This is a genomic window from Pseudarthrobacter sp., assembly GCF_036675385.1.
Lineage (GTDB): Bacteria > Actinomycetota > Actinomycetes > Actinomycetales > Micrococcaceae > Arthrobacter.
This window is the reverse complement of sequence record NZ_JAKFFD010000214.1, coordinates 1-10,892: the sequence shown is the minus strand read 5'-3', so window position 1 is coordinate 10,892 and position 10,892 is coordinate 1. Positions and strand designations below refer to the sequence as shown.

Below are 10,892 nucleotides of genomic sequence, written 5' to 3'. Positions count from 1 at the left end.
TTGCTGTCAGAGCCCCAGGCGGGCCACGGCTTCCTCGCGCATCTCCACCTTGCGGATCTTCCCGGAAACGGTCATGGGGAAACTTTCGCGGACGTCCACGTAGCGGGGGATCTTGTAGTGCGCCAGTTTCCCGCGGCAGAAGTCGGCGACGGCGGCCGCGTCCAGCGGTTCCGCGCCGGGCGTGAGGATGATGCAGGCCATGAGTTCCTCGCCGTACTTGGCATCGGGCACCCCGATCACCTGCACGTCCTGGATGGACGGGTGGCTGTACAGGAACTCCTCGATCTCACGCGGGTAGATGTTTTCGCCGCCGCGGATCACCAGGTCCTTGATGCGGCCTTCGATCACCACGTAGCCCTCGTCATCAATCCGGGCGAGGTCGCCGGTGTGCATCCAGCGGTCGGCGTCGATGGCCTCCGCCGTCTTCTCCGGCTGGTCCCAGTACCCGGCCATGACGGCGTAGCCCCGGGTGCACAGCTCGCCGATCTCGCCGCGCTCCAGCACCTCGCCGGTGCCGGGGTCCACGATCTGGTTTTCCAGCCTCGGCATGGTGCGGCCCACGGTCTCGGTGCGCTGCTGCAGCGTGTCACCGTTCCGGGTCATGGTGGACACCGGGGAGGTCTCGGTCATGCCGTAGCAGATGGCCACATCCACCATGTGCATCTCCGAGATCACCCGGTTCATCACATCGATGGGGCACACCGATCCCGCCATGACGCCGGTGCGGAGCGTTGCCAGGTCGTAGGAGGAAAAGTCCGGCAGCGCCAGCTCCGCGATGAACATGGTGGGCACGCCGTACAGCGATGTCCCGCCGAAGTCCTGGACCGCCTCCAGCGCGGCCGCCGGCGTGAAGCCGCGCCCGGGGATGATGGTGGCCGCACCGTGGCTGAGGGCTGCCAGGTTGCCGATGACCATCCCGAAGCAGTGGTAGAACGGCACCGGAATCACCACCCGGTCGTGCTCGGTGTAGCCCAGCAGCTCACCGATGGAGTAGCCGTTGTTCAGGATGTTGTGGTGCGTCAGCGTTGCGCCCTTGGGGAAGCCCGTGGTCCCGGACGTGTACTGCAGGTTGATGGGATCGTGCGGGTCCAGCTCCGCCATCCGCGCCTTCAGGGAGGAATGGCCGACGGCGTCAGCCCGCTTGAGCAGCTCGGCGTACGTCAGCTCCCCGTCACTTTGGGGATCCCCGGCGTCGAGCCCGTCCATGCCGTAATCCGGCAGGAACACCAGTTCCCGCAGGTCCGGGCAGCCGGCGAGCGCCTGGCGCGCCATCCCCACGTAGTCGCTGTTCCGGTCCGACGGTGCCGCCACCAGCATCCGCATGCCGTTCTGCTTCACCACAAACTCCAGCTCGTGGCTCCGGTAGGCCGGGTTCACGTTGACCAAGATGGCACCGGCTTTGGCCGTGGCGTACTGCAGCAGCGTCCACTCAGCGCAGTTCGGGCTCCAGATGCCCACCCGGTCCCCTTTGGCCACCCCCGAGGCGAGGAGCGCACGCGCGAGGCGATCGACGTCGTCGTTCATTTTCGTGTAGCTCCAGCGGCGGGCATCAGCGCCCGGGACCGGCGCGGCCTCGATCAGTGCGTCGTGGAGGGGAAACCGGGACACCACCCGTTCAAAGTTCTGGCCGATGGTTTCCTCGAGGAGCGGGACGTCAGTGTCCCCGGCTGTGTAAGCGCGCATGCTGGCACGCTACCGCCTGGCCCCCGGCAATGAAAGCGCAACAGGAGGGTGTCCGCGCGTAAACAGGGCGGGCGTGCATCCCGAGTCCCGGTATTGTGAAATCCATGAGTGCACCCATCGACCTGCAGGCAACGTTCATCCCCAACGACGGCGAGTTCTTCCGTGTGAAGCTCGCCCTGGAAATCGCCATCGACGAGGTGGTGAACGAACCTGGCTGCATCCGCTACGAGCTGACCGAGGCCACCGAAGAGAAGCTGGTCCTCACGGAACAGTGGGAATCCGAGGAACTGCTTGCTAAGCACTCCAAGGGCACCGCAGTCCAGGACCTGAACGAATCCCTGAGCGCGCTGCTGGCCGAGCCCGTGCAGCTGGCCCGCCTGTAACCCTCGCTTAACCATCGACTGCTCCGTAAGTGCCGTTTTGAACGTTCAAAAGGGCCCTTACGGAGCAGTCGATGTTTTTTACAGAGGAACCAGGGGCGCTTAAGCCTCGGGGATCTGCGATCCGTCCTGAGGACCCGACGTCTTTCCGGCGGTGGCCGGGTTGCTTTCCGCGGCTGCTGCGGCTTCCGCCTGTGAGCGCGCCACATGGGCGTGGACCTCGTCCATATCCAGGGCCTTGACGGCGTCAACAACCTGCTCCAGCTGCTGGGCGTTCAGGGCGCCGGGCTGGGAGAAGACCAGGACTTTTTCGCGGAAGGCCATCAGGGTGGGGATGGACGTGATGCCGGCCTCGGCGGCGAGCTGCTGCTGCGCCTCGGTGTCCACCTTTGTGAACAGGACGTCGGAGTGCTTCTCCGACACGGCCTTGTACGTGGGCCCGAACTGCTTGCAGGGACCGCACCATTCAGCCCAGAAGTCCACCAGGACAATGTCGTTGCCTTCAATGGTCGATGCGAACTGTTCACCTGTGATATCTACGGTAGCCATGCCTTCAACGGTACGCGAGGCGCAGGCCGATGTCCCGGCCGGGTGCGCCCTGTTCGCTCCCCGCGTCATCGGGAATACCGGCGAGGGGCCGTGTACACCGGGCATTTCGAGGCCTACCCTTGGGGTCATCAGCCGCTGACTGCCGCATCCAGGAGGGTTCATGGCCCAGGCTATCTCCACCCGGTCCCTGACCAAGAAATTCGGCCGGCGCGAGGTGCTCCACGGGGTGGATTTTGCGGTCGAGGCAGGCTCCGTGTTCGGCGTGATCGGACCCAACGGCGCTGGCAAGACCACCACCATGCGCTGCCTGCTGGACATCATCCGCCCCACGTCGGGGGAGGTCAGGGTCCTGGGCAAGGACCCCCGGGCGGGCGGCCCGGAGCTCCGCCGGCGGATCGGTTACCTTCCTGGCGAGCTGTTCCTCGAGGGCCGTGTCACGGGCCGGACGCTCCTGGCCCACTACCAGGCCATCAGCGGTCCGGTGGCCCCGGGCAGGATCGATGGCCTTGCCGAACGGCTGGGGCTGGACCTGGACCGCCACACGCGCAAACTGTCCAAGGGCAACAAGCAGAAGCTCGGGCTGGTCCAGGCGTTTATGCACGACCCCGAGCTCCTGGTTCTTGACGAACCCACCAGCGGCCTCGATCCGCTGGTCCAGCAGGAATTCCACGCGATGGTCCGCGAGGCGCAGCACCGCGGCCAGACCATCTTCCTCAGCTCCCACGTCCTCAGCGAGGTCCAGCAGACCGCTGACACCGTGGCGATCCTCCGGGACGGACGGATCATCGCCGTCGAGTCCGTGAGCGGGCTTCGGGAAGGTGCGGTGCGCCGGGTCCGGTTCACCGCGAACGGAATAACAGCGCACGACGCCGGCGCGCTGCTGGGTGGGGTGCCCGGCGTCGGGCACGTTGAGGTGCTGGAGTCCGGCGGCAGCATCACCTTTTCGGCGACCGTGGAGGGTGCCATCCAGCCGCTGGTCAGGGCCCTGGGCACCCTGGAGCTGACCGACCTGGTGCTGGAGGAACCGGATCTTGAGGAGTCGGTGCTCAAGATGTACTCAACTCCGGCAGCCACGGACCCGGCATTGCCCGGCACGGCGGAGGCCGCCCGATGAGCACCACCCTGCCGCTGTTCCGCCGGGCCTTCTTTGATTCCTGGCGCTCCACCGCGGCGTGGGCCGCGGGCCTGGCCGCCGCCACGTTCCTCTATCTGCCGCTGTACCCGTCCATCGGCGGGAGCGCGCAGATGCAGGACATGATCGACGCCCTCCCGGCCGAGATGACCAAGGCGCTGAACTACGACCAGATCGCCACCGGTCCCGGGTACACCCAGGCCACGCTGTTCGGGCTGATCGGGTTCCTGCTGATGACCATCGCTTCGGTGGGGTGGGGCGCCGCCGCGGTGGGCGGGGACGAGGAATCGGGCCAGCTGGAACTGACCCTCGCGCACGGGGTGACCCGTGTCCAGGTGGTGCTGGAACGAGCGCTGTCCCTGTTCCTGCGGGTAGTGCTGCTCGCTGCCTTCGTTTTTGTGCTGGTCCGGCTGCTCAATGATTCTGCCCAGCTGAATATCCGGCCCGAGAACCTCTTCGGCGCAGCGGTGCTGTTTGCCGGGCTGGCCCTGCTGAGCGGTACGGCCGCATTATGCGCCGGGGCAGTGTCCGGAAGGCGGACGTACGGGCTGGCCGCGGGCGCCGCCGTCGGCGTTCTTGGTTACGTCTTCAACGCCGTCGGCCGGCAGAGCGCGGACGTCGAATGGCTGCTGGACCTGAGCCCCTACCACTGGGCTTACGGGAATTCGCCGGTGGCCAACGGCGCGGACTGGGCCGCGGCAGGGTGGCTCTGGGGAATTTCGGCTGCGCTGGTGGCCGTGGCCGCGTTCGCCGTGAACAGGCGCGACGTCGGCGCGTAGCTTCCGGGTGACCGGCGCTCAGGCCTTGCGTTCCCGGGTGAGGCTGTCCCAAACGTGCGGCGCCGGCGTCCGGCTACCGGGCAGGGCGTTGGTCTCCCGCCATTCGTGGATCCACTCGGGCAGCACCAGGTCCGCCGGGGGCTGGCCGAACTCGCGCAGGATCTCCTCCTGGCTGACCGGCCTGCCCTTGTTGACCAGGCGGGTGGCGATGTAGGCACGCGCGTAAATCTCGCCGTCGGACACCATGCGCTGGTCAAAGTAGATGGCCTTGGCATCCAGGCCGATGATCTTTGTTTCGATGGTGTACTGCTGCCACAGCTGCAGCGACTTCCGGAAGGCGATGGTCTCCCCCGCCGCCACAGGGCTCCAGCTGCGCCGGCGCATTGTCTTCCATACGCCGCTGCGGACCATGAGGTCGAACCGGCCCAGGTCCATGAGGGAAAAGTACATGCCGTTGTTAAGGTGCATGGCGATGTCGATGTCGGTGGGAAGGACGCGCAGCGGCAGGGACGACGCGTCCCAGATTGTCAGTGTGGAGCGGCGGGCGGACGTGAACAGCATCAGGAGGGTTCGCAGAAGCAGGTGCATGCTCCAATGTTACCCATCAGTAACTTACTGGCAAGCCTGACTCCTGTGCGCTCCCGCGTAGGATGTGGCGCATGACGCAACAACGCTACCGGGACCTCGCCGAGTGGCCGCTGATGGGGACGGCACTGGTGTTCCTGGCGGCCTATGCGTGGCAGGTGATTGGCCGCGTCGACGGCAGCGGCGCGGAATGGCTTGAGTCGGTGATGTGGCTGACGTGGGGTATCTTCGCCCTGGATTACGCCGCGAACCTGTGGCTGGCCAGAGAGCGCCGCCGCTGGTTCCTCTGGAACCTGCACGAACTCCTGGTCGTGGCCCTGCCATTCTTCCGGCCCCTGCGCCTGCTCCGGCTGGTCACGCTGCTGTCGGTTCTGCACAGGACCATCGGCGAAACCCTCAGGGGCCGGGTGGTCACGTACGTGGCCGGGTCAGCGGTGCTCCTGGTATTCGTGGGCGCGCTGGCGGTGCTCGACGTTGAACAGTCGGCCCCGGACGCCAAGATCCTGACGTTCGGCGACGCCCTGTGGTGGGCCATCACCACCATCACCACCGTTGGGTACGGCGATATGTACCCCGTGACGCCGATCGGCCGGATGGTTGCCGCGGCCCTCATGATGAGCGGCATCGCCGTGCTGGGTGTGGTCACCGCATCCATCGCTTCCTGGCTGGTCCAGCGCGTTGAGGAGTCCACGGAAGCTGCCGCGGAGTCCATAGAGGAACCTTTGCGGGCAGAACTGACCGGCCTGGTCACGGAGATCGCTGCGCTGCGGCGCGAAGTGGCCGAGCTCAGGGACCGCCCCTCGTTGTAGGAATGTCCCGGTAGAAATGTCCAGCGGGGCAGGCGGCTGGACACCGAGTAGTCGCCGCCGCGGGGCCAAGTATTCGGCGGAAAAATTCAGGTAACGCCTACTCGTGCAGTGCCTGGCGCAGCTTCCTAGACTCGAAATTCCTAGGGCCAAACAAAGTTGCCGGCGCATCCTCCGAGCTGGGGTGGATGATGCCGCTTCATAGCGGGGCATCCGTATCTTCTGGGTATGCGGGCGCTCCCATCATGCGCGCTTTCCGTGCGCGGTTCCGTCATAGACGGCACCGCGCAGCGCATCACTCCTCGATCCGTCCTGCATTGGAACTCGCGGCACCACTGCCGCCCTGTTGCCGGACCGACCTGCGATGGGCCACCCATGTTCCAGTTGACCGCACCTATTCCCGAACCACCCCGCCGAAATTTCGAAACCGATGTCCCGCGGGCCGATCTCCTGGCACCGAGGAGCGGGACGATCAGCAACAAGCTGTGGGCCGGCATGGCCACCGCCGCCGTGATTTCCGCCTTCGGAGTCGGCGCATTGGCCGGCCCCGTCCCCACGGCAGAGATATCCGCGCCACCGGAGGCCATCACGACGGCGGCGTCGCCAGTTGTGCGCGTTGCCCGGCCTTTGGCCGCGGTGCCGTTGGATGCGCCCTATGTTGGGTCCGTTGAGTTTGGCAGTGCGGGAACTGGCACTGCGCAGCCGGAAGTCGCAGAAGCTGCGGCGCCTGCCGAGGCTCCCCCACCACCGCCCGAACCTGCTCCGGCACCCGCGGGCGACCCCAACCTCTACATAGTTGTCCCCGGCGATACGGTGGGTGGGATCGCGGGCCGGTACGGCGTTGACACGAACGCGATGCTGGCCGCGAACGGGCTGGGCCTTTACAGCATCATCGTCCCGGGCCAGACGCTGAAGCTGACGGGGCCCGCCGTCGAGGTTTTCGCCCCGGCACCGGCCGCGGTTGCGGCGGCACCCGCTGCTGCTTCTCCGGCCTACGTCCCCGCCCCGGCGCCGGTCCAGGCCGCGCCCGCTGTCCGCACCATCTATGTCGCGGGCGCCGGCGGACAGGCCATGGTGGACGCGTGCATCGGGCCGATCCACTACACACCCAACGACGGCTACTCGCTGTTCATCACGGAGCACGACTTCTGCGGCGGGTGGGCGCGCTTCTCCGGCATCGGCGTGGGCGAGACCGTCAGCATTCCGGGCTACGGGACATACACGGCGACGGCCCGGGGCCAGGTCCCCAACCCGGGAACCACCAACGATGTCATCGCGGTATTCGGCGGATTCCCCCGGGCCATCCTGCAGACGTGCATCCCGGGGACCAACCAGATGCTCCTGATCGCCCTGAACTAGGCTCTGGTCCGGCCGGGTTTGGCGGTCCAGGGTTTCCAAAGCTTGTTCGCGGTTCCGAACCTTCAAGGCAAGGAGCCGCGAACAAGGCCATGCGGGAATTAGTCAGACTATGCAGACATCGGGTGGCGTTCCGAAATGTGCTCCACCAGTTCGCCCACGCGCTCCTCGGTGTAGTTGCGCGCAATGTCACCCTGGCTGATGATGCCGACCATCTTGTGGTCGACGATGACCGGGAGGCGCCGGACCTGGTGCCTCTCCATGATTTCGATGGCTGCGTCAACGCTGGCATCGGCGTCCACCCAGTAGGGCTTGCCGGTGGCTAGCTCGCTGGCCAACATCTCGCGGGGATCACGATCGGCCGCAACGCACCTGAGTACGATGTCGCGGTCGGTGATCATGCCCTTCAACTTGCCGTCATCGCCGCAGATCGGCAGCGATCCACAATCCAGATCCAACATCATCCGAGCGGCATCTGCGAGGGACTGATGCTCCTTAATACACTGTGCATCCGTGGTCATAAATTCACGTACAACGCTCATGGTTCTCCTTCATCGATTGATGTATCGACGCAGGGCATCGGGGTCACATGCGCCGATGCTGCCAGCCTACGCCGGGGGCAACGCTGCTGTCGACGACGGTTTCTTGGCTGATTTCCGACGCTGCTTTTCCCCTCTTCGTGGTCAAATCCCCGTGTAACGCCGCGGGGAACAGACCATACGGCGGGGAAAACCCCGAAGCCCGACGGAAGCTGCGGACGTGCCAGGCTGCAGGGGCCTCTGGCTTTCGGGCACAAAAAAAGCCTCCGGAACCTGGTGGTTCCGGAGGCTTTTCCTTGGGTGGCAGATGAGGGATTCGAACCCCCGTAGGCGTTGCCAGCTGATTTACAGTCAGCCCCCTTTGGCCGCTCGGGTAATCTGCCGAACTTCAAAAGAAGATCACCCCCGGCTGCAGTGTTCAGAACGTCCGTTTCCGGGCCGTTCCGCTTCCAGTAACCGCGGGCAAGACAACTTTACAGAACTTCTGCCGAAACATCGAATCGAGGCTGCAGACCCCTGGAAATGCCGTCAGAGGCCCCGCAATTCCGCGGAAAACCGGCGGCTCAGGCGTCGCCGAGAATCCGCCCGGCCAGCCGCGCCTCGAACTTCACGGCCTGCTCCTCGGTGATCTGGTTCAGCTGGACCGCCCGCAGCAGGTCCTCGCTCACACCCTCCATGCGGGCCGAGGCATCCGGGACCGGGCTGAAAATAATAGAGCCTGCCAGGGCTGCAGCGGCGACTGATGTGGCAGCAGTGGCGACAGCGCCCGCAGCTGCGGCGGTGGTTCGGGTGACGTAACGGACGGCTTTGTGTTGCATGGCTTTCCCTTCGACCTGTTTCCAACTCGTTCAACTCTCGCCTGCCCGGCTTCGTTCCCGCAGTGCGTCCGCTATGAGAGAACTGTGAATCACGAACAGCGCCGAATCCACAACAGCGCCGCTCCCGCACCAGCGCCACAGGCCGGCGATCCGTATTAGGCTGGAATGCAGAGATCCACGCCCTGCAGAGCCAATGTCAGGGCAACCACCGGCACAAGGAGAATCATGGCAGGCGAGTCAACGTTCGACGTCGTAAGCAAAGTGGACAAGCAGGAAGTGGCCAATGCGCTGAACCAGGCCCAGAAGGAACTGGTCCAGCGCTACGACTTCAAGGGCGTCGGCGCCGAGGTCGAATTCAGCGGCGAGAAGATCCTGATGAAGGCGAACTCGGAGGAACGCGTCCTGGCCGTGCTGGACGTCCTCCAGTCCAAGCTGATCCGCCGCGGCATCTCCCTGAAGTCCCTGGACACCGGCGAGCCTTACCCCTCCGGCAAGGAATTCCGCCTCGAAGCCTCCATCAAGGAAGGCATCGAGCAGGACCTGGCCAAGAAGATCAACAAGCTGATCCGCGACGAGGGCCCCAAGGGCGTCAAATCCCAGATCCAGGGCGACGAACTCCGCGTCTCCTCCAAGTCCCGCGATGACCTGCAGTCCGTCATGGCGCTGCTGAAGGACTTCGACGAGGCGGACCTGCAGTTCGTCAACTTCCGCAGCTAGCGGACCAAGCCCTCGTTTTCGAGGCGCAAAAATTCTGCCGCTGACAAAAGACGCCGGCGCTACCGGAATACGGAACTTGTCAACCTCTTTGAGACAGTCTCGCTATTCTGTTGGCTCGTTTCTGCGGGTTGTTGATCCAGCTTTCGGTGTGGACTTTGTGTGCTCTGGGTCGTTGGTGGTGCCGGTGGGGGTACGCTGCCCAGGCGGCGTCTAAAGCTGCTTGGCGTCGTTTTTGGCACAGTGGCCAGGTGCCCTCGTGCACTGATTCCGGGGTGTAGTAGCCGATCCCGGAATGGCGGTGTTCGGTGTTGTAGGCGTGAATGAAGCCGGTGGTCCACTCCCGGGCATGCTCAAGGCTTCTGAAGTGCTGTGGGTAATCGAGGTCGTATTTCATGGTCTTGAACTGCGATTCCGAGAACGGGTTGTCGTTGGAGACCCGGGGCCTGGAATGGGACTGGACGATACCGAGTTTGGCCAGGTACTTACCCATGTCGATGCTGGTCATCACCGAGCCCCTGTCAGCATGGAGAACCTCGGGTTTAGAGTGCTCCCCGGCCAGGGCATCGGTGATCATGTCCAAGGCTTCCAGCGTCCCCTCGGAGGGCTCCAGCCGCCACCCCACTACATAGCGGCTGAAGACGTCCAGAATGACATACAGCCGGAAGTTCCGGCCCCGGTCCACCGAGCGTAGGACGGTGATATCCCAGGACCACACCTGGTTCGGACGGGACGCGCAGAGCTCCGGGATCACCTTTGGTTTATGGGTGGCCATGACCCTGCGGTCGCCGTTAAGTTTGCTCGCCCGCGCGACCCGGTGCCATGACGATTCCGAGGCCACATAGACACCCTGGTCAAGGGTCCGGTAGAACACTTGGGACACGCTCAGATTCGCGGATTCCTCATCGATCAGGAAGGCCTTGATGCGGGCACGTTCCGAACCAGTAAGAGTCGCTGGCTGCACGCGCTCCTTTTGCGGGACCGGTACCGGCGTCACCGCCCGCGGCGCCCGGTGCCGGTACCAGGTGGGCCGCGAGACGCCCATAACCTTGCACGCGGACACCACGCTCAATCCGTCGGAGACGAGTCCCGCGACTGCTTCTTCTCGGATAGCGTCTGCAGCGGGGCCGGCTCCGCGCTCTCGGCAAGTTTCTCCAAGAGCGCGTGCGCTTTTCCCGCGGACTCTAACGCCGCCTTCAGGATTTCCTGATCCGCCTGCGCCCTCGCCAGCTCCCGACGCAACCGCACAATCTCGGCGCTCTGCCGCCTCGGCGTCATGACACCATCACGCGACGACCGCTTACCCGTCGGAGTTGCAGCAAACTCACCATGATCCCGAGCGTAAGCCCAAACCCTGATGGCATTCGCCGAAATCCCATGTTCACGCAACACCGCACCCTTCGAACCATGTGGAGCAGCCTCGTACTTCTCCAGGAGCCAAAGCTTCTCCTCCAGAGTCCGGAACGGAACTTTCCCAGTCGATTTCGTCATGCCCAACCCCGCCTGCCTCTCGCAAAGACAATCTGTCTCACGACAGGCTGACAGAGAGGG

The 10,892-nt window shown here is 64.8% G+C and carries 13 protein-coding genes and 1 tRNA gene; 6 read left to right on the top strand and 8 right to left on the bottom strand.

The genetic code is table 11. From position 1 onward, the window contains the following. Window positions 1–6: 6 nt before the first annotated feature. Window positions 7–1,683, bottom strand: coding sequence for an AMP-binding protein (locus tag V6M49_RS17705; RefSeq protein ID WP_332762412.1), 1,677 nt, complete (start codon window positions 1,681–1,683; stop codon window positions 7–9). A gap of 104 nt (window positions 1,684–1,787) precedes the next feature. Between V6M49_RS17705 and V6M49_RS17700 the strand changes: the two genes are divergently transcribed. Next, entirely contained in the window at window positions 1,788–2,066 is a 279-nt protein-coding gene (locus V6M49_RS17700; RefSeq protein ID WP_141141285.1) for a putative quinol monooxygenase, read from the top strand. A 99-nt stretch (window positions 2,067–2,165) separates the two neighbouring features. Here V6M49_RS17700 and trxA read toward each other — a convergent pair whose 3' ends face one another. Further along, the gene (trxA, locus tag V6M49_RS17695; RefSeq protein WP_332762409.1) at window positions 2,166–2,612 is read right to left on the bottom strand and encodes a thioredoxin; all 447 of its coding nucleotides are present in this window, start codon (window positions 2,610–2,612) and stop codon (window positions 2,166–2,168) included. Between the two features lie 160 nt (window positions 2,613–2,772). On the opposite strand from trxA, the gene V6M49_RS17690 reads away from it, so the two are divergent. Both V6M49_RS17690 and V6M49_RS17685 read left to right on the top strand, forming a co-directional pair. Beyond that, window positions 2,773–3,726 carry an ABC transporter ATP-binding protein gene (locus V6M49_RS17690; protein WP_332762407.1) on the top strand — a complete coding sequence of 318 codons (954 nt, stop codon included), beginning with the start codon at window positions 2,773–2,775 and terminating at the stop codon, window positions 3,724–3,726. Next, entirely contained in the window at window positions 3,723–4,523 is an 801-nt protein-coding gene (locus V6M49_RS17685; RefSeq protein WP_332762405.1) for an ABC transporter permease subunit, read from the top strand. The genes V6M49_RS17690 and V6M49_RS17685 overlap by 4 nt, the downstream gene beginning before the upstream one ends. A gap of 18 nt (window positions 4,524–4,541) precedes the next feature. Here V6M49_RS17685 and V6M49_RS17680 read toward each other — a convergent pair whose 3' ends face one another. Further along, window positions 4,542–5,111, bottom strand: coding sequence for an acyl-CoA thioesterase (locus V6M49_RS17680; RefSeq protein ID WP_332762404.1), 570 nt, complete (start codon window positions 5,109–5,111; stop codon window positions 4,542–4,544). A gap of 71 nt (window positions 5,112–5,182) precedes the next feature. Here V6M49_RS17680 and V6M49_RS17675 point away from each other — a divergent pair, with 71 nt between their 5' ends. Both V6M49_RS17675 and V6M49_RS17670 read left to right on the top strand, forming a co-directional pair. Next, on the top strand, window positions 5,183–5,917 hold the full coding sequence (locus tag V6M49_RS17675; RefSeq protein ID WP_332762402.1) for a potassium channel family protein: 735 nt from the start codon (window positions 5,183–5,185) through the stop codon (window positions 5,915–5,917). Between the two features lie 372 nt (window positions 5,918–6,289). After that, a complete protein-coding gene (locus tag V6M49_RS17670; RefSeq protein WP_332762401.1) occupies window positions 6,290–7,273 on the top strand; it encodes a LysM peptidoglycan-binding domain-containing protein in 984 nt (327 codons plus the stop codon). A 107-nt stretch (window positions 7,274–7,380) separates the two neighbouring features. On the opposite strand, the gene V6M49_RS17665 is transcribed toward V6M49_RS17670, so the two are convergent. From V6M49_RS17665 to V6M49_RS17655, 3 genes are all read right to left on the bottom strand, one after another. Continuing rightward, a complete protein-coding gene (locus V6M49_RS17665; protein ID WP_104061841.1) occupies window positions 7,381–7,812 on the bottom strand; it encodes a CBS domain-containing protein in 432 nt (143 codons plus the stop codon). A gap of 298 nt (window positions 7,813–8,110) precedes the next feature. Further along, window positions 8,111–8,192 (bottom strand) — tRNA-Tyr (locus V6M49_RS17660). A 180-nt stretch (window positions 8,193–8,372) separates the two neighbouring features. Beyond that, window positions 8,373–8,627 carry a hypothetical protein gene (locus V6M49_RS17655; protein WP_141141292.1) on the bottom strand — a complete coding sequence of 85 codons (255 nt, stop codon included), beginning with the start codon at window positions 8,625–8,627 and terminating at the stop codon, window positions 8,373–8,375. A gap of 225 nt (window positions 8,628–8,852) precedes the next feature. Here V6M49_RS17655 and V6M49_RS17650 point away from each other — a divergent pair, with 225 nt between their 5' ends. Further along, complete coding sequence (locus V6M49_RS17650; protein ID WP_104061835.1) at window positions 8,853–9,344, top strand: YajQ family cyclic di-GMP-binding protein; 492 nt, start codon at window positions 8,853–8,855, stop codon at window positions 9,342–9,344. A 79-nt stretch (window positions 9,345–9,423) separates the two neighbouring features. On the opposite strand, the gene V6M49_RS17645 is transcribed toward V6M49_RS17650, so the two are convergent. Next, entirely contained in the window at window positions 9,424–10,407 is a 984-nt protein-coding gene (locus tag V6M49_RS17645; RefSeq protein WP_332762399.1) for an IS3 family transposase, read from the bottom strand. A 2-nt stretch (window positions 10,408–10,409) separates the two neighbouring features. Beyond that, window positions 10,410–10,832: a hypothetical protein gene (locus V6M49_RS17640; RefSeq protein WP_332762397.1), complete on the bottom strand. Its 423-nt coding sequence runs from the start codon at window positions 10,830–10,832 to the stop codon at window positions 10,410–10,412. Between the last annotated feature and the right edge of the window lie 60 nt (window positions 10,833–10,892).